Raw genomic sequence first — 16,819 nt, 5'->3', positions numbered from 1 at the left:
TGACAATTTAGGGTTAGAAATTTGCTGTCAGACTAAGGTGTATTTTAGAATTTGAAAGTTTAAATGGGATATTCTCAGATTTACCATTTGCATAATTAAACCGAAGTAGTCCTGTTTTTGTTAAAACTCCAAAGCCGAATCCAAAACCATATAGTTTTTCTTTGTTACCGGATAACTTATTTTCAAAATAGGCTAAGTCAGTAATGGTATGTATGTAGATAGAATTGTTAAGTTGATAACGGTATTCGGTATTTAATAAACTTAAAAGCGATGCATATATGCTGTTTTCTTCAAAACCTCTTACGGAATTTATGCCGCCAAAGCGCAATAGTTCGTTTTCAAAATAAGTTTCAGAATTAAGTATAGCACTATTTATTCTTAAATAAATGCTGTTTTTGGTATTCAAATTAAAGATTTTAAAAGCATCCAAACTTAACAAGGATTGTTTTTCTTCTTGATTTGATTGATTTCTTTCACCAAAATTGCTTTCTAAATATAGCTGTGAATTTACTGGGAAAAGCAAGTTATAGTTTTGGTTTTTTACAAATTGATAAGCAAATGTGTAGTATGTAGTTTTGTAATCTAATATGGAAGTTGAGGTTTGGTTCAATAAATTATTGGACTGAGTGGATAAAATTCCTGTATAAACCTTGTGCTTAGGGTTTATTTGATAGTGAATTTTTGCAGTTTGGTTTACCGTAGTAAATGAAGAATCTTTTTTGAATATGCGTAAAGCAAGGTCTAACCCAACGGGCGACTTAAAAAAATAAGGCAAAGAAAGGTTGGTTTCAAAAGTTTTTTGGTCGTTTTCATCACTTTTGTATAGCAATTTAAACGATTCGCCGTAGTTTAAATTGTTGCTAAGGTTTAAATTCAAATAGCCATCAAATTGTAATTTGTTTGTGTCTTCATTGGTGCCAAAACCTAAAAAGCCATCAAACGCATTGCTTTTTGTTTTTTGAAGGTATAAATATAAGGTTGTAGAATCTTTTGAAAACAAAACTTCAGGGGGTTTTATTTCACTTGCAAACCTTAAATTGTTCAATTGCTGGGTTTTGTTTTTTATGACACTTAAGTTAAAAGTTTGATTGGGCTTAATTTTTAAATAATGTTTTAAATAGGAACGAGGAAACTTTTCGTATCCTTTAATGATAATATCACTTATGACACGCTTTTGGTTTTTAGATGCTACAATTAAGTTTCCTTTTAAGTTGGATTTTTCTATTTCAATATCTGATAAATATAATTTAGAAAATGGATATCCTTCTTCTGAAATTTTAGAATTAATAAAGCTTAAAGCATTTTCAAGTTTACTGAATGGAACCGAAAAATAGTTGTCAAACACCTTGTTTGATATCGCATTTATTAACTTCGGGTTGATAATGGATTTGTCGTAATATATATGTATAACATTATATTTTCTTTTAAGATGAATTTTTGCAGCAAAACAAGAATCATTGGTTCTGTCAATAAATTCCAGTTCATTTTCAATATAACCAATTCTATATAAACTTTTTTGAAGCGAATCCACTTCATTTTTAATAGATAGATAATTTTCATGTTTTTTAAGATAGTTTAATGAATCTATGGTGGTGGTTTCAATGGCGTCTTCACCATCAATTTTCAGGTATAGGTTTTGGCAAAACAGTCCCGAAGAAAATACTATATATATAATAAGGTATAAAATGGATGTTTTCTGCACGGTATAAATAGCTATTTAATATGTAAATCTAACGGAAAACTAACACTAATAATATAACTAATAAAAAAATATTATAAATGTTGTGAAAATTAATGAATTAGGATTTGAATTATTCATTTTAATTTCTACCTTTGCAGCCCTCTTAAAAGAGGATTTTAAAATTTATATATAATATATATGCCAACAATTTCACAATTAGTACGAATAGGAAGAGCCAAAATAACCAAGAAGAGTAAATCGGCTGCTTTAGATTCGTGTCCACAAAGACGTGGGGTTTGTACGCGTGTTTACACCACTACACCTAAAAAACCTAACTCAGCAATGCGTAAAGTTGCTCGTGTTAGATTAACAAATGGTAATGAGGTAAATGCATACATCCCAGGTGAGGGTCACAATCTACAAGAGCACTCGATAGTATTGGTTAGAGGTGGAAGAGTAAAAGATTTACCAGGAGTTAGATATCACATCGTTCGTGGTGCCTTAGACACAGCAGGTGTTGCAGGTAGAACACAACGTAGATCTAAGTATGGGGCTAAACGTCCAAAACCAGGACAAGCACCAGCTGCTCCAGCAAAAGGTAAGAAAAAGTAATTAAAACTTTTAAGAAGAAGACATGAGAAAAAGAGCAGCAAAAAAGAGACCGCTTTTACCAGATCCACGTTTTAACGATCAGTTAGTAACTCGTTTCGTTAACATGATGATGTGGGATGGAAAGAAGTCTGTGGCTTTTAAAGTATTTTACGATGCGATTGACATTGTAGAATCGAAAAAAACAAACGAAGAAAAAACAGCTTTAGAAACTTGGAAAGATGCTTTATCTAACGTTATGCCTCACGTAGAAGTACGTAGTCGTCGTGTTGGTGGTGCAACATTTCAAATTCCAATGCAAATCCGTCCAGACCGTAAAGTTTCAACTGCAATGAAATGGCTAATTAGCTATTCTCGCAAAAGAAACGAAAAATCTATGGCACAACGTTTAGCTTCAGAAATTTTAGCAGCAGCTAAAGAAGAAGGAGCGGCGGTTAAGAAAAGAGTAGATACTCACAAAATGGCAGAAGCTAACAAAGCATTCTCTCACTTTAGATTTTAATACAACATGGCAAGAGATTTAAAATATACAAGAAACATAGGTATTGCTGCTCATATTGATGCTGGTAAAACAACAACAACAGAGCGTATACTTTATTATACAGGAGTTTCCCATAAAATAGGGGAAGTACATGATGGTGCTGCAACCATGGACTGGATGGAGCAAGAGCAAGAGCGTGGTATTACTATCACATCTGCGGCTACAACCTGCGAATGGGTATTTCCAAGAGAAAATGGTGAGCCTACTGATAATTCAATGAGTTATCATTTTAACATCATTGATACTCCGGGTCACGTTGATTTTACGGTTGAAGTAAACCGTTCATTACGTGTATTAGATGGTTTAGTATTCTTATTTAGTGCGGTTGATGGTGTTGAGCCTCAATCTGAAACTAACTGGAGACTAGCTGACAACTACAAAGTGCCTCGTATTGGTTTCGTTAACAAAATGGACCGTCAAGGTGCTAACTTTTTAGCAGTTTGTCAACAAGTAAAAGATATGTTAAGATCTAACGCGGTGCCAATCGTTTTGAACATTGGTGACGAGATTGATTTTAAAGGTATCGTAGATTTAGTAAAAAACAGAGCTATCGTATGGCATGATGAAACTCAAGGGGCAACTTTTGATGTTATTGAAATTCCAGATGAATTAAAAGCTGAAGCTAAAAAATATAGAGCTTTACTTATTGAAGAAGTAGCTACTTATGATGAGAACCTATTAGAAAAATTCATGGAAGATGAAGATTCTATTACAGAAGAAGAAGTGCACGCTGCACTTAGAGCTGCTGTAATGGATATGGCTATCATTCCTATGATTTGTGGTTCTTCATTTAAAAATAAAGGTGTACAATTCTTGTTAGATGCCGTATGTCGTTATTTGCCTTCTCCAATGGATAGAGAAAGTGTAATTGGAGTTAATCCAGATACAGAAAAAGAAGAAAGACGTAAGCCAGATGTAAAAGAGCCGTTCTCTGCATTAGCATTTAAAATTGCTACCGATCCTTATGTTGGTCGTTTGGCATTCTTCCGTGCTTATTCAGGTCGTTTAGATGCTGGTTCTTATGTGTTGAACAACCGTTCAGGCAATAAAGAGCGTATCTCTCGTATCTACCAAATGCATGCTAACAAACAAAATGCTATCGATTTTATCGAAGCAGGTGATATTGGAGCAGCAGTAGGATTTAAAGATATCAAAACAGGAGATACTCTTTCAGCTGAAAAACACCCAATTGTTTTAGAAAGTATGAACTTCCCTGATCCCGTTATTGGTATCGCGGTTGAGCCTAAAACGAAAGCTGATGTTGATAAATTAGGTATGTCTTTAGCTAAATTGGCTGAAGAAGATCCAACATTTACAGTGAGAACTGATGAAGCTTCAGGACAGACTATTATTTCTGGAATGGGTGAGCTTCACTTAGATATCATTGTAGACCGTTTACGTCGTGAGTTTAAAGTAGAAGTTAATCAAGGTGCTCCTCAAGTTGAGTACAAAGAGGCTATTACTCGTAAAGCTGAACATAGAGAAGTTTACAAAAAACAATCTGGTGGTCGTGGTAAATTTGCTGATATCGTATTTACTTTGGAGCCAGCAGAAGAAGGAAAAACAGGTTTAGAGTTTATATCTGCAATTAAAGGTGGTAACGTTCCTAAAGAATTTATCCCTTCTATTGAAAAAGGATTTAAACAAGCAATGCAAAATGGTCCATTAGCAGGATACGAAGTTGATGCTATGAAAGTAACATTAACAGATGGTTCTTACCATGATGTGGATTCTGATCAATTATCGTTCGAATTAGCTGCTAAATTAGGTTTTAAAGCATCTGCAAAAGCTGCAAAAGCTGTAATTATGGAGCCTATTATGAAACTGGAAGTTATTACTCCAGAAGAAAATATGGGTGATATTGTTGGTGATTTGAATAGACGCCGTGGGCAAGTTAATGATATGGGTGATAGAGCAGGAGCAAAAACTGTAAAAGCACATGTGCCATTATCAGAGATGTTCGGTTATGTAACTACATTAAGAACATTATCATCAGGTCGTGCAACATCAACTATGGAATTTTCACATTATGCTGAAACACCTTCAAATATATCTGAAGAAGTGATTAAAGCGGCTAAAGGAACAGAAGCTTAAAACTAAGAATATGAGTCAAAAAATTAGAATTAAATTAAAATCTTACGATCATAACTTAGTAGATAAGTCTGCTGATAAGATTGTAAAAACTGTAAAAAGTACAGGTGCGGTGGTAACAGGTCCAATTCCATTACCAACAAACAAGAAAATTTTCACTGTATTACGTTCTCCACACGTAAATAAAAAGGCAAGAGAACAATTCCAATTAAGCTCTTACAAGCGTTTATTGGATATTTATTCTTCGTCTTCAAAAACAATTGATGCTTTAATGAAACTTGAATTGCCAAGTGGTGTTGAAGTAGAAATTAAAGTGTAAGTAAGAACAGAAACATGTCCTTAACGATGGTTAAGGAAAAACGGTAAAATACAATTCAAGGCTGAATGTATTTTCAGCCTTGAATTTTTAATAACAAATAGTAATCATTAATAAATAATAAATATGTCTGGGTTAATTGGAAAAAAAATCGGTATGACCAGCATTTTCGATGAAAATGGAAAAAACATTCCATGTACAGTAATCGAAGCTGGACCATGTATCGTTACCCAAGTCAGAACTGAAGAAGTTGACGGCTACAAAGCTATTCAACTTGGTTTCGATGACGCGACAGAAAAAAGTGCTACTAAAGCGGACTTAGGTCACGCTAAGAAAGCAGGGACTTCTGTAAAACGCAAAATCGTTGAATTCAAAGGTTTTGATGAGGAGTACAAATTAGGTGATGCAATCACAGTAGAGCACTTTATTGAAGGTGAATTCGTTGATATTGCTGGAATATCAAAAGGAAAAGGTTTCCAAGGTGTTGTAAAACGTCACGGTTTTGGTGGTGTAGGTCAAGCAACACACGGTCAACACAACCGTTTAAGAGCGCCAGGTTCTATTGGAGCAGCTTCATATCCTGCAAGAGTATTTAAAGGAATGAAGATGGCAGGAAGAATGGGTGGTGATAGAGTGAATGTTGAAAATTTAAGAGTTTTAAAAATAGTAGCAGATAAAAATCTACTAGTTGTTAAAGGTTGTGTGCCTGGACATAAAAACTCTTATGTAATTATTCAGAAATAATGAAAGTAGCAGTTTTAGATATAAACGGAAAAGATACAGGAAGAAAGGCAGACCTTTCTAAAGATGTATTTGCTATTGAGCCTAATAATCATGCAGTATATTTGGATGTTAAACAATATTTAGCGAACCAAAGACAAGGAACTCACAAATCGAAAGAACGTGCTGAGATCTCTGGAAGTACTCGTAAGATTAAAAAACAAAAAGGAACTGGTACAGCAAGAGCAGGTTCTATTAAGTCTGGAGTTTTTAAAGGTGGTGGTCGTATGTTCGGTCCAAGACCAAGAAACTATAGCTTTAAACTTAATAAAAACTTAAAGCGTTTAGCACGTAAATCAGCTTTAAGCATTAAAGCAGGAGAGCAATCAATTGTAGTATTAGAAGACTTTAATTTTGATGCTCCAAAAACTAAGAATTTTACAGCTGTTTTAAAGGCTTTAAACTTAGAAAACAAAAAATCTCTGTTTGTGTTGGGTGCGTCAAATAATAATGTATATTTGTCGTCACGCAATTTAAGAGGCTCTGAAGTTATAACTGCTTCAGAATTAAGTACTTACAAGATTTTAAATGCTGGTCAAGTAGTGCTTTTAGAAGGAGCTTTAGAAGGAATTGAAACAAATTTAAGTAAATAGAAACCATGAGTATCTTAATTAAACCTATAATCACAGAAAAAGCGACTGCAGATAGCGAGTTAAGAAACTGCTATACTTTCGCGGTGAATACAAAGGCGAACAAGGTAGAAATCAAAAAAGCGGTGGAAGCTGCTTATGGTGTTTCTGTTGAAAAAGTTCGTACTATAAATGTCCGTCCAGAAAGAAGAACTCGTTATACTAAAACGGGTATTCAACATGGTAAAACAAATGCTGTTAAAAAGGCAATTGTACAACTGGCGGAAGGTGAAATGATTGATTTATACAGTAACATGTAATTAAAGACAAATGTCAGTAAGAAAATTAAAACCAATCACACCAGGACAGCGATTTAGAGTAGTAAATGGATTTGACGCCATTACTACTGATAAGCCGGAAAAGAGTTTACTCGTTCCGAACAAAAGGTCTGGTGGTAGAAACAGTCAAGGAAAAATGACCATGCGCTATATCGGTGGAGGTCATAAAAGAAAGTATCGTATTATCGATTTCAAACGTAACAAAGCTGGAATTCCTGCTGAAGTTAAGTCTATCGAATACGATCCAAACAGAACAGCTTTTATCGCATTATTGAATTATCAGGATGGCGAGAAAAGATATATCATTGCACAAAACGGATTACAAGTTGGTCAAACTGTAGTGTCTGGTCAAGAAGGTGTTGCTCCAGAAATTGGAAACGCCATGCCACTTAGTCAAATTCCATTAGGAACTATTATTTCTTGTGTAGAGTTACGTCCAGGTCAAGGAGCTATTATGGCTCGTAGCGCTGGTGCTTTTGCTCAATTAATGGCAAGAGATGGAAAATTTGCAACAATTAAATTGCCTTCTGGTGAAACAAGATTGATTCTTGTTAACTGTTTAGCAACTATTGGTGTTGTGTCTAATTCTGATCACCAATTGTTAGTATCTGGTAAAGCAGGTAGAACAAGATGGTTAGGAAGACGTCCACGTACTAGACCAGTAGTAATGAATCCAGTTGATCACCCCATGGGAGGTGGTGAAGGAAAATCTTCTGGAGGACACCCACGTTCTAGAAACGGTATTCCAGCTAAAGGTTATAGAACACGTTCTAAAAAGAATGCAAGTAATAAATATATTGTAGAACGTAGAAAGAAATAAGACATGGCAAGATCATTAAAAAAAGGACCGTTCGTTCATTATAAATTAGAGAAAAAAGTGGCTGACAATGTGGAGGCTAACAAAAAAACCGTAATCAAAACGTGGTCTAGAGCCTCTATGATTACTCCAGATTTTGTTGGACAAACTATCGCAGTTCACAATGGCCGCCAATTTGTGCCAGTATATGTTACTGAAAACATGGTAGGACATAAATTAGGAGAATTTTCACCAACACGTTCATTCCGTGGACATGCAGGTGCTAAAAATAAAGGTAAAAAGTAGTAAGCTATGGGAAGTCGTAAAAAACAAATGGCAGACGCTATTAAGGAAGGTAATAAGCTTGTTGCTTTTGCAAAACTTAATAATTGTCCTACGTCACCGAGAAAAATGCGTTTAGTAGCCGATTTAGTAAGAGGCGAAAAAGTAGAGAAAGCTCTTAATATTTTAAAATTCAACCAAAAAGAAGCTTCAGCTAAATTAGAAAAATTGCTTTTATCTGCAATTGCTAACTGGCAGTCTAAAAACGAAGAAGCTAGTATTGAAGATGCTGAGTTGATTGTAAAAGAAATTAGAGTAGATGGAGGAGCAATGTTAAAAAGATTGCGTCCAGCACCACAAGGTCGTGCACACAGAATTAGAAAACGTTCAAACCACGTAACAATCGTAGTTGGAGCTAATAATAACACACAAAGCTAAGATAGACAATGGGACAAAAAACAAATCCAATCGGAAATCGCTTAGGTATTATCAGAGGATGGGAATCTAACTGGTATGGAGGTAATGATTATGGAGATAAGCTTGCCGAAGACGATAAGATTAGAAAATACGTACATGTACGTTTATCTAAAGCTAGTGTAAGTAGAGTAATTATTGAAAGAACTTTAAAGCTTGTAACCGTTACTATCACTACTGCAAGACCTGGTATTATTATCGGGAAAGGTGGTCAAGAGGTAGACAAGTTGAAAGAAGAACTTAAAAAGATTACCGGAAAAGAAGTTCAGATTAATATTTTTGAAATTAAAAGACCTGAACTTGATGCATTTTTAGTAGGAACTAGCATTGCACGCCAAATTGAAAATAGAATTTCATACCGTCGTGCTATAAAAATGGCTATTGCTGCTACGATGCGTATGAATGCTGAAGGAATTAAAGTTCAAATTAGTGGACGTTTAAATGGTGCTGAAATGGCACGTTCTGAACACTACAAAGAAGGACGTATTCCTTTATCAACCTTTAGAGCCGATATTGACTATGCTTTAGTTGAGGCACACACTACCTATGGTAGATTGGGTGTTAAAGTATGGATTATGAAAGGTGAAGTATATGGTAAAAGAGAACTTTCTCCGCTAGTTGGTTTATCCAAAAAGCAAGGGAAGGCAGGTGCAGGAGCACCTCGTGGAGGAAATAATTCTAAGCCACGTCGTAGAAAGTAATTTTTTATAAAGTAAAGAAAAATGTTACAGCCTAAAAGAACAAAATTTCGTAAACAACAAAAAGGACGTATGAAGGGTCTTTCTCAAAGAGGACACCAACTTTCATATGGTACTTTTGGTATAAAATCACTCGAGTCTGAGTTTTTAACGTCACGTCAAATAGAAGCTGCACGTATTGCTGCTACACGTTACATGAAAAGAGAAGGTTCATTATGGATTAAAATATTTCCAGATAAGCCAATTACAAAGAAACCTCTTGAAGTACGTATGGGTAAAGGTAAAGGTGCCGTTGAATATTGGGTAGCTGTTGTTAAACCAGGGAGAATGCTTTTTGAAATAGGAGGAGTATCACTAGAGATCGCTAAAGAAGCATTGCGTTTAGCGGCTCAAAAACTACCAGTTAAAACTAAGTTTATAATCGCTCGCGATTACGAAGCATAATTTATTTGATATCATGAAACAATCAGAAATTAAAGAATTATCAGTAGCCGAGTTACAAGAGAAACTTGGTGAAACAAAAAAGAGTTATTCAGACCTAAAATTAGCTCATGCAATATCTCCTTTAGAAAATCCAATTCAATTACGTTCTGTAAGAAGAAGCGTAGCAAGAATTGCGACTGAATTAACTAAAAGAGAATTACAATAATTCTGCTAAAAGATGGAAACAAGAAATTTAAGAAAAGAACGTATAGGAGTTGTTACAAGTAACAAGATGCAGAAATCTATTGTGGTTTCTGAGGTGAAAAAAGTAAAACACCCTATGTATGGTAAGTTCGTGTTAAAAACAAAAAAATATGTTGCACACGACGAAACAAACGATTGTAATATTGGAGATACTGTAAGGATCATGGAAACAAGACCTTTAAGTAAATCTAAATGTTGGAGATTAGTTGAAATCATTGAAAGAGCTAAATAATTATGGTACAGCAAGAATCAAGATTAAAGGTAGCAGACAACACTGGAGCAAAGGAAGTTTTAACTATCCGTGTTTTAGGTGGTACTAAAAGAAGATACGCATCTGTAGGAGACAAAATAGTTGTTTCCATAAAAGACGCAACACCTAATGGAAACATTAAAAAAGGTGCTGTTTCAACTGCAGTTGTTGTACGTACTGTAAAAGAAGTAAGAAGACCAGACGGATCTTATATAAGATTTGACGATAACGCATGTGTGCTTTTAAACGCTCAAGGAGAGATGAGAGGAACACGCGTATTTGGTCCTGTTGCTAGAGAACTTCGTGATAAACAATTCATGAAAATTGTATCATTAGCACCTGAAGTGCTTTAATACATTAATTTAAGATGACAAAGCTTAAAATAAAAACTGGAGATACTGTAAAAGTAATTGCTGGAGACCACAAAGGTGCTGAAGGTAAAGTACAAAAAGTATTAATAGATAAGAACAAAGCGATTGTTGAGGGTATAAACATGGTTAAGAAACATACTAAACCAAGTGCTAAAAATCCTCAAGGTGGAATCGTAGAAAAAGAAGCGCCTATTCATATTTCTAACCTATCATTGTTAACTTCGAAAGGAGAAACTACAAGAGTTGGTTATAAAATTGAAGGTGATAAAAAAGTAAGATTTTCAACAAAATCTAATGAAGTAATATAGTTATGGCATATTCACCGAGACTTAAAGAAGAGTATAAAAGCAGAGTAATTGCAGCTCTTACAGACGAATTTGGATATAAAAATGTAATGCAAGTTCCTAAACTACAAAAGATAGTAATATCTAAAGGTGTTGGAGCTGCAGTTGCAGACAAAAAGTTAATTGACTACGCAGTAGAAGAGTTAACTACAATATCTGGACAAAAAGCTATAGCAACCATATCTAAAAAAGACGTTGCATCTTTCAAATTACGTAAAGGTATGCCTATTGGGGCAAAAGTGACTTTACGTGGCGAAAAAATGTACGAGTTTTTAGATCGTTTAGTTACTTCTGCACTTCCACGTGTAAGAGATTTTAACGGAATTAAAGCTACAGGATTTGACGGACGCGGTAACTACAATTTAGGAATTACCGAGCAAATTATCTTCCCAGAGATTAATATTGATAAAGTTAATAAAATCTCAGGTATGGATATTACATTTGTAACGTCTGCTGAAACTGACAAAGAAGCAAAATCATTATTAACCGAATTAGGATTACCTTTTCAAAAGAACTAAGTTATGGCTAAAGAATCAATGAAAGCCCGCGAGGTAAAAAGAGCTAAAACAGTAGCTAAATATGCTGAAAAACGTAAAGCTTTAAAAGAAGCTGGCGATTATGAAGCATTACAAAAGTTACCAAAAAATGCTTCTCCTATTCGTATGCATAATAGATGTAAATTAACAGGAAGACCTAGAGGGTATATGAGAACATTTGGAATTTCTCGTGTAACTTTTAGAGAAATGGCCAACAATGGTCTTATTCCTGGAGTTAGAAAAGCAAGTTGGTAATATTATTTAAATAATCAGATTTAAGGTTCGGAATAGTCCGAAAACCAAAATCACAAATCAATTCATTATGTACACAGATCCAATAGCGGATTATTTGACAAGAATTAGAAACGCAGTGCGTGCGAACCACAGAGTGGTTGAGATACCTGCTTCTAATCTTAAAAAAGACATCACTAAAATATTATTCGAGCAAGGATATATTTTAAGTTACAAGTTTGATGATTCTACAGTACAAGGTACAATCAAAATTGCACTTAAGTACAACAAAGAAACTAAAGAGCCTGTAATCAAAAAGATTCAAAGAATAAGTAAACCAGGTTTACGTAAATACGCAAGTTCAAAAGAACTACCTAGAATCCTTAACGGTCTTGGTATTGCCATTGTTTCAACATCTCACGGTGTAATGACAGGTAAACAAGCCAAAAGAGATAATGTTGGTGGTGAAGTATTGTGTTACGTTTACTAAAAAGATAAGATATGTCTAGAATAGGTAATAACCCAGTAGTAATTCCGCAAGGCGTTACAGTTGATATAAAAGACTCAGTAGTTACAGTAAAAGGAAAATTAGGAGAATTAACCCAAAATTTCGATTCTGTAGATATTAAAGTTGAAGATGGAAATGTATTAGTTACACGTTCTTCAGATACTAAAGATCAAAAAGCAAAACATGGTTTATATAGATCGTTAATGCGTAATATGATTGAAGGTGTATCTAAAGGGTGGACTAAAGAATTAGAATTAGTTGGTGTAGGATATAGAGCTAGTAACCAAGGTCAAAAATTGGAATTAGCATTAGGTTTTTCACACGCTATTGTTATGAACTTAGCTCCTGAAGTTAAAGTTGAAACAGTTTCAGAGAAAGGAAAAAACCCAATCATTAAACTTACTTCTCACGATAAACAACTTGTTGGACAAGTTGCTGCAAAAATCCGTGGATTTAGAAGACCAGAACCTTACAAAGGAAAAGGAATTAAGTTTGTTGGTGAGGTATTAAGAAGAAAAGCAGGTAAATCAGCTTAATAAGTAAGTTATGGCATTGACAAAATACGAAAGAAGAATAAGAATTAAAAGCAGAATACGTAAGATAGTTTCTGGTACAGAGGCTAGACCTAGGTTAACTGTTTTTAGAAGTAATAAAGAAATTTATGCTCAAGTTGTAGATGACGTAACTGGTGTAACTATCAGTGCAGCATCTTCAAGAGATAAAGATATTAGTTCTGCAAAAGCAACTAAAATTGAAGTAGCTAAGTTAGTAGGTAAGTCGCTTGCTGAAAAAGCTTTAAAAGCAGGTGTAGAAACTATCGCTTTTGATAGAGGTGGTTATTTATATCATGGTAGAGTAAAATCATTAGCTGAAGGAGCTAGAGAAGCAGGACTTAAATTCTAAGAAATTATGTTTAAAAAATATAAAAGTGCAGAATTAGTAAAACCAGGTGGATTAGATCTTAAAGATCGTTTAGTTGGTGTACAAAGAGTTACAAAAGTAACTAAAGGTGGTAGAGCATTTGGTTTTTCAGCAATTGTTGTAGTTGGTGATGAAGCTGGTGTTGTAGGACAAGGTTTAGGAAAATCTAAAGACGTTGCTAGTGCAATTGCAAAAGCTGTTGAAGATGCTAAGAAAAACCTAGTACGTATTCCTTTAAAAGGAAAAACATTACCACATGAGCAAAAAGGTAAATTTGGTGGCGCAAGAGTAAATATTATTCCTGCTGCTCAAGGTACAGGTGTAATTGCCGGTGGTGCTGTAAGAACAGTACTTGAGGCAGTTGGTGTACACGATGTATTATCAAAATCTCAAGGATCTTCAAATCCTCACAACGTAGTAAAAGCAACTTTTGATGCTTTATTACAATTAAGAGATGCCAATACCATTGCTAGAGATAGAGGTATTTCACTTGAACAAGTTTTTAAAGCTTAATACAGACAGAGATGGCAAAAATAAAAGTAACAAAAGTTAAAAGCGCAATCAATTGTCCACAAAGACAAAAAAGAGTTTTAGAATCTTTAGGTCTTAAAAAGATTGGTCAAGTAAAAGAGCACGAAGCTACATCAAGTATTCTTGGTATGGTAAGTAAAGTAAATCACTTAGTTTCTGTTGAAGAAATTAAATAATAATATACTGAAAAATGGATTTAAGTAATTTAAAACCTGCAGAAGGTTCAGTTAAAAATCAAGGAAAAAGAATAGGTAGAGGACAAGGTTCTGGTAAAGGTGGTACTGCTACTCGTGGTCACAAAGGTGCTAAATCGCGTTCTGGTTATTCTAAGAAAGTAGGATTTGAAGGAGGTCAAATGCCACTTCAAAGACGTGTTCCTAAATTTGGTTTTACTAACATTAACCGTGTAGAGTATCAAGGTATCAATTTGGATACTTTGCAGCAATTAGCTGACGATAAAAAAGTTGGTGATACTGTTGATTTTGAAACTTTATTCGCAAACCGTTTAATCGGTAAGAACGATCTAGTTAAAATATTAGGTAAAGGTGAATTAAAAGCAAAATTAAAAGTATCTGCACATAAATTTACTGCTTCAGCAAAAGCTGCTATTGAAGCTGCTGGCGGAGAAGTTGTAACGTTATAAGACCTTATTATAAGTATGAAATTTATAGAATCGTTAAAGAATGTTTGGAAAATAGAAGAACTAAGAAACAGAATCATAGTTACACTTGGTCTGTTATTAGTTTACCGTTTTGGTGCTCAAGTAGTATTACCAGGTATTGATGCTGCCCAATTACAGGGTTTAGCAGATAGTACAGATGGAGGTTTATTGGGGTTACTTAATGCCTTTACAGGTGGTGCTTTTGCAAATGCTTCGGTATTTGCGTTGGGTATCATGCCATACATTTCAGCTTCTATTGTTGTTCAGTTAATGGGGATAGCAATTCCATATTTGCAAAAGCTACAAAAGGAAGGCGCCAGTGGGCAAAAGAAAATTAACCAAATTACACGTTGGTTAACTATAGCAATCTGTTTACTTCAAGCACCAGGTTACTTAGCAAGTTTACCAGCATTAGGAATTCCAACAAGTGCCTTTTTAATAGGTACTGGTTTTGAGTTTTATTTCTCTTCTGTAACTATTTTAGTAACAGGCTGTATCTTCGCAATGTGGTTAGGAGAAAAAATTACCGATAAAGGCATTGGTAATGGTATATCATTATTGATTATGGTTGGTATTATTGCCAACATGCCGGCATCGTTCATTCAAAATGCTGCAACCAGATTAGAAGGAAACAATGTCATGTTAATTCTTTTCGAATTGGTATTATGGTTTGCTATTATACTAGGTTGTATTATGCTTGTTATGGCTGTTAGAAAAATTGCAGTGCAATATGCAAGAAGAACAGCAACTGGCGATTACGAAAAAAGTGCTATGGCTGGTTCTAGACAATACATTCCATTAAAGCTTAATGCTTCTGGAGTTATGCCAATTATCTTTGCACAGGCTATTATGTTTGTCCCTAGTTTAATAGGAGGTTCTTCACTTTTAAAAGAAACAGCTTTTGGAGCATGGATGCAAACTAATTATGCTGATATTTTTGGATTGGTATATAATATCACATTCGCAATATTAATTATCATATTTACGTATTTCTATACAGCTATTACAGTACCAACAAATAAAATGGCTGATGATTTAAAACGAAGTGGTGGTTTTATTCCAGGAATTCGTCCAGGTTCTGAAACTTCAGAATACTTGGATAAAATAATGTCTCAAATTACTTTACCTGGTTCTATATTTTTAGCATTCATTGCTGTATTTCCAGCGTTAATTGTTAAGCTTATGGGCGTGCAACAAGGATGGGCATTATTTTTTGGAGGTACATCATTAATCATTTTAGTAGGTGTGGCGATAGATACTATGCAACAAATTAATTCTTATTTGTTAAATAGACACTATGATGGCTTGATGAAAACAGGTAAAAATAGAAAGGCAGCAGTAGCTTAATATTATACTATGGCAAAACAAGCAGCAATAGAACAAGACGGAACCATTATAGAAGCATTATCAAATGCGATGTTCCGTGTTGAATTAGAGAACGGTCACATCGTGACGGCACATATCTCTGGTAAAATGCGTATGCATTATATTAAATTATTACCAGGCGATAAGGTGAAATTAGAAATGAGTCCTTATGATTTATCTAAGGCGAGAATAACTTATAGATACTAACACAGATGAAAGTAAGAGCATCAGTAAAAAAGAGAAGTGCAGATTGTATAATCGTGCGTAGAAAAGGTAGACTTTACGTGATAAACAAAAAGAATCCTAGATTTAAACAAAGACAAGGGTAATTATGGCAAGAATTGCAGGTGTAGACATACCAAAAAACAAAAGAGGAGTTATCGCTTTAACTTATATCTACGGGGTAGGTAGAAGTAGAGCTAAAGAAATATTAGCAGCAGCTAATGTTGATGAAAGTATTAAAGTTCAAGATTGGAACGACGACCAAATTGCTGGTATTCGTGAAGCTGTTGGTACTTTTACTATCGAAGGTGAATTACGTTCTGAAATTCAATTGAACATTAAACGTTTAATGGATATTGGATGTTATAGAGGAATTCGTCACAGATCGGGGCTTCCATTAAGAGGTCAACGTACAAAAAACAACTCTAGAACTAGAAAAGGTAGAAGAAAAACTGTTGCTAACAAGAAAAAAGCAACTAAATAACAATTAGTCTTTAGTATTTAGACGTTGGAAGGAATCTGTTTGAAATTATAAAAGGTTTAGGATTCTAGCGACTATCAACTAAAACTGAAAACTATAGAAAATGGCAAAATCAAACACAAAAACTACAAAAAAACGTAAAGTTATTGTAGACTCTGTAGGAGAAGCTCATGTTAATGCTTCTTTCAACAACATCATAATTGCACTTACCAACAAAAAAGGAGACGTAATTTCTTGGTCTTCTGCTGGTAAAATGGGATTTAGAGGTTCTAAAAAGAACACGCCTTATGCTGCACAATTAGCTGCTGAAGATGCAGCTGCTGTAGCTTTAGAGGCTGGTTTAAAGAAAGTAAAAGTATACGTAAAAGGTCCAGGAAATGGTAGAGAATCTGCTATCCGTTCTATCCACAATGCAGGTATTGAAGTAACTGAAATTATCGATGTTACTCCGCTTCCACATAACGGATGTCGTCCTCCAAAACGTAGAAGAGTATAATAAAATACGATTAAAGATTTTCGATTGTAGATTTGTAAAA

30 protein-coding genes are annotated in these 16,819 nt (G+C 34.5%); 29 read left to right on the top strand and 1 reads right to left on the bottom strand.

The genetic code is table 11. The features are described 5' to 3' along the window. Window positions 1–13: 13 nt before the first annotated feature. Window positions 14–1,702, bottom strand: a complete 1,689-nt coding sequence (locus ACGK9U_RS03425; RefSeq protein WP_394464955.1) for a POTRA domain-containing protein — start codon at window positions 1,700–1,702, stop codon at window positions 14–16. 177 nt (window positions 1,703–1,879) lie between these two features. Here ACGK9U_RS03425 and rpsL point away from each other — a divergent pair, with 177 nt between their 5' ends. The 29 genes from rpsL (at window position 1,880) to rpsK (ending at window position 16,779) form a co-directional block, all read left to right on the top strand. Then, entirely contained in the window at window positions 1,880–2,293 is a 414-nt protein-coding gene (gene rpsL / locus ACGK9U_RS03420; protein WP_394464954.1) for a 30S ribosomal protein S12, read from the top strand. Window positions 2,294–2,315: 22 nt separating this feature from the next. Continuing rightward, a complete protein-coding gene (gene rpsG, locus ACGK9U_RS03415) occupies window positions 2,316–2,792 on the top strand; it encodes a 30S ribosomal protein S7 (protein ID WP_117172458.1) in 477 nt (158 codons plus the stop codon). A 6-nt stretch (window positions 2,793–2,798) separates the two neighbouring features. Next, on the top strand, window positions 2,799–4,925 hold the full coding sequence (gene fusA / locus ACGK9U_RS03410; RefSeq protein WP_209653671.1) for an elongation factor G: 2,127 nt from the start codon (window positions 2,799–2,801) through the stop codon (window positions 4,923–4,925). A 10-nt stretch (window positions 4,926–4,935) separates the two neighbouring features. After that, on the top strand, window positions 4,936–5,241 hold the full coding sequence (rpsJ, locus tag ACGK9U_RS03405; RefSeq protein ID WP_111309258.1) for a 30S ribosomal protein S10: 306 nt from the start codon (window positions 4,936–4,938) through the stop codon (window positions 5,239–5,241). A 123-nt stretch (window positions 5,242–5,364) separates the two neighbouring features. Then, entirely contained in the window at window positions 5,365–5,982 is a 618-nt protein-coding gene (gene rplC, locus ACGK9U_RS03400) for a 50S ribosomal protein L3 (RefSeq protein WP_394464953.1), read from the top strand. Further along, complete coding sequence (rplD, locus tag ACGK9U_RS03395; RefSeq protein WP_394464952.1) at window positions 5,982–6,611, top strand: 50S ribosomal protein L4; 630 nt, start codon at window positions 5,982–5,984, stop codon at window positions 6,609–6,611. The genes rplC and rplD overlap by 1 nt, the downstream gene beginning before the upstream one ends. 5 nt (window positions 6,612–6,616) lie before the next feature. After that, on the top strand, window positions 6,617–6,907 hold the full coding sequence (gene rplW / locus ACGK9U_RS03390; protein ID WP_027138494.1) for a 50S ribosomal protein L23: 291 nt from the start codon (window positions 6,617–6,619) through the stop codon (window positions 6,905–6,907). Between the two features lie 10 nt (window positions 6,908–6,917). After that, the gene (gene rplB, locus ACGK9U_RS03385) at window positions 6,918–7,745 is read left to right on the top strand and encodes a 50S ribosomal protein L2 (protein ID WP_394464951.1); all 828 of its coding nucleotides are present in this window, start codon (window positions 6,918–6,920) and stop codon (window positions 7,743–7,745) included. A 3-nt stretch (window positions 7,746–7,748) separates the two neighbouring features. Beyond that, the gene (gene rpsS, locus ACGK9U_RS03380) at window positions 7,749–8,027 is read left to right on the top strand and encodes a 30S ribosomal protein S19 (protein WP_117172452.1); all 279 of its coding nucleotides are present in this window, start codon (window positions 7,749–7,751) and stop codon (window positions 8,025–8,027) included. Window positions 8,028–8,033: 6 nt separating this feature from the next. Next, window positions 8,034–8,441, top strand: a complete 408-nt coding sequence (gene rplV / locus ACGK9U_RS03375) for a 50S ribosomal protein L22 (RefSeq protein ID WP_209653666.1) — start codon at window positions 8,034–8,036, stop codon at window positions 8,439–8,441. 8 nt (window positions 8,442–8,449) lie between these two features. Beyond that, window positions 8,450–9,178 carry a 30S ribosomal protein S3 gene (rpsC, locus tag ACGK9U_RS03370; protein WP_394464950.1) on the top strand — a complete coding sequence of 243 codons (729 nt, stop codon included), beginning with the start codon at window positions 8,450–8,452 and terminating at the stop codon, window positions 9,176–9,178. Window positions 9,179–9,199: 21 nt separating this feature from the next. Then, complete coding sequence (gene rplP / locus ACGK9U_RS03365; RefSeq protein ID WP_132218419.1) at window positions 9,200–9,619, top strand: 50S ribosomal protein L16; 420 nt, start codon at window positions 9,200–9,202, stop codon at window positions 9,617–9,619. 13 nt (window positions 9,620–9,632) lie between these two features. Then, window positions 9,633–9,824 (top strand): 50S ribosomal protein L29, encoded by a 192-nt coding sequence (rpmC, locus tag ACGK9U_RS03360; RefSeq protein WP_132218420.1) that lies wholly within the window; start codon window positions 9,633–9,635, stop codon window positions 9,822–9,824. Window positions 9,825–9,836: 12 nt separating this feature from the next. Beyond that, window positions 9,837–10,094: a 30S ribosomal protein S17 gene (rpsQ, locus tag ACGK9U_RS03355; RefSeq protein ID WP_044637136.1), complete on the top strand. Its 258-nt coding sequence runs from the start codon at window positions 9,837–9,839 to the stop codon at window positions 10,092–10,094. Between the two features lie 2 nt (window positions 10,095–10,096). Further along, window positions 10,097–10,465 carry a 50S ribosomal protein L14 gene (gene rplN / locus ACGK9U_RS03350; protein ID WP_100610627.1) on the top strand — a complete coding sequence of 123 codons (369 nt, stop codon included), beginning with the start codon at window positions 10,097–10,099 and terminating at the stop codon, window positions 10,463–10,465. A gap of 14 nt (window positions 10,466–10,479) precedes the next feature. Further along, entirely contained in the window at window positions 10,480–10,791 is a 312-nt protein-coding gene (rplX, locus tag ACGK9U_RS03345) for a 50S ribosomal protein L24 (protein ID WP_394464949.1), read from the top strand. 2 nt (window positions 10,792–10,793) lie between these two features. Continuing rightward, window positions 10,794–11,345, top strand: coding sequence for a 50S ribosomal protein L5 (gene rplE / locus ACGK9U_RS03340; protein WP_209653662.1), 552 nt, complete (start codon window positions 10,794–10,796; stop codon window positions 11,343–11,345). A gap of 3 nt (window positions 11,346–11,348) precedes the next feature. Then, entirely contained in the window at window positions 11,349–11,618 is a 270-nt protein-coding gene (gene rpsN, locus ACGK9U_RS03335; RefSeq protein WP_117172444.1) for a 30S ribosomal protein S14, read from the top strand. A 67-nt stretch (window positions 11,619–11,685) separates the two neighbouring features. Then, on the top strand, window positions 11,686–12,084 hold the full coding sequence (gene rpsH / locus ACGK9U_RS03330) for a 30S ribosomal protein S8 (protein WP_166967730.1): 399 nt from the start codon (window positions 11,686–11,688) through the stop codon (window positions 12,082–12,084). 11 nt (window positions 12,085–12,095) lie between these two features. After that, complete coding sequence (gene rplF / locus ACGK9U_RS03325) at window positions 12,096–12,638, top strand: 50S ribosomal protein L6 (protein ID WP_209653660.1); 543 nt, start codon at window positions 12,096–12,098, stop codon at window positions 12,636–12,638. Window positions 12,639–12,648: 10 nt separating this feature from the next. After that, window positions 12,649–13,005 (top strand): 50S ribosomal protein L18, encoded by a 357-nt coding sequence (rplR, locus tag ACGK9U_RS03320; RefSeq protein ID WP_209653658.1) that lies wholly within the window; start codon window positions 12,649–12,651, stop codon window positions 13,003–13,005. Between the two features lie 6 nt (window positions 13,006–13,011). Beyond that, on the top strand, window positions 13,012–13,536 hold the full coding sequence (rpsE, locus tag ACGK9U_RS03315; RefSeq protein WP_209653656.1) for a 30S ribosomal protein S5: 525 nt from the start codon (window positions 13,012–13,014) through the stop codon (window positions 13,534–13,536). Between the two features lie 11 nt (window positions 13,537–13,547). Continuing rightward, window positions 13,548–13,730, top strand: coding sequence for a 50S ribosomal protein L30 (rpmD, locus tag ACGK9U_RS03310; protein WP_132218429.1), 183 nt, complete (start codon window positions 13,548–13,550; stop codon window positions 13,728–13,730). Between the two features lie 14 nt (window positions 13,731–13,744). Then, on the top strand, window positions 13,745–14,197 hold the full coding sequence (gene rplO / locus ACGK9U_RS03305; RefSeq protein WP_394464948.1) for a 50S ribosomal protein L15: 453 nt from the start codon (window positions 13,745–13,747) through the stop codon (window positions 14,195–14,197). A gap of 15 nt (window positions 14,198–14,212) precedes the next feature. Then, window positions 14,213–15,562 carry a preprotein translocase subunit SecY gene (gene secY, locus ACGK9U_RS03300; RefSeq protein ID WP_394464947.1) on the top strand — a complete coding sequence of 450 codons (1,350 nt, stop codon included), beginning with the start codon at window positions 14,213–14,215 and terminating at the stop codon, window positions 15,560–15,562. Window positions 15,563–15,571: 9 nt separating this feature from the next. Continuing rightward, window positions 15,572–15,787 (top strand): translation initiation factor IF-1, encoded by a 216-nt coding sequence (gene infA / locus ACGK9U_RS03295; RefSeq protein ID WP_028289261.1) that lies wholly within the window; start codon window positions 15,572–15,574, stop codon window positions 15,785–15,787. 5 nt (window positions 15,788–15,792) lie between these two features. Further along, window positions 15,793–15,909: a type B 50S ribosomal protein L36 gene (ykgO, locus tag ACGK9U_RS03290; RefSeq protein WP_074961360.1), complete on the top strand. Its 117-nt coding sequence runs from the start codon at window positions 15,793–15,795 to the stop codon at window positions 15,907–15,909. Between the two features lie 2 nt (window positions 15,910–15,911). Continuing rightward, on the top strand, window positions 15,912–16,286 hold the full coding sequence (rpsM, locus tag ACGK9U_RS03285; protein WP_209653650.1) for a 30S ribosomal protein S13: 375 nt from the start codon (window positions 15,912–15,914) through the stop codon (window positions 16,284–16,286). A 100-nt stretch (window positions 16,287–16,386) separates the two neighbouring features. After that, complete coding sequence (rpsK, locus tag ACGK9U_RS03280; RefSeq protein WP_209653648.1) at window positions 16,387–16,779, top strand: 30S ribosomal protein S11; 393 nt, start codon at window positions 16,387–16,389, stop codon at window positions 16,777–16,779. Window positions 16,780–16,819: the final 40 nt, after the last annotated feature.

The sequence above is a fragment of the Mariniflexile sp. HNIBRBA6329 genome (assembly GCF_043558645.1).
In the GTDB taxonomy this organism is placed as follows: domain Bacteria; phylum Bacteroidota; class Bacteroidia; order Flavobacteriales; family Flavobacteriaceae; genus Mariniflexile.
Note: the sequence above shows the minus strand (reverse complement) of the source record. Positions and strands in the feature narration are given on the sequence as shown.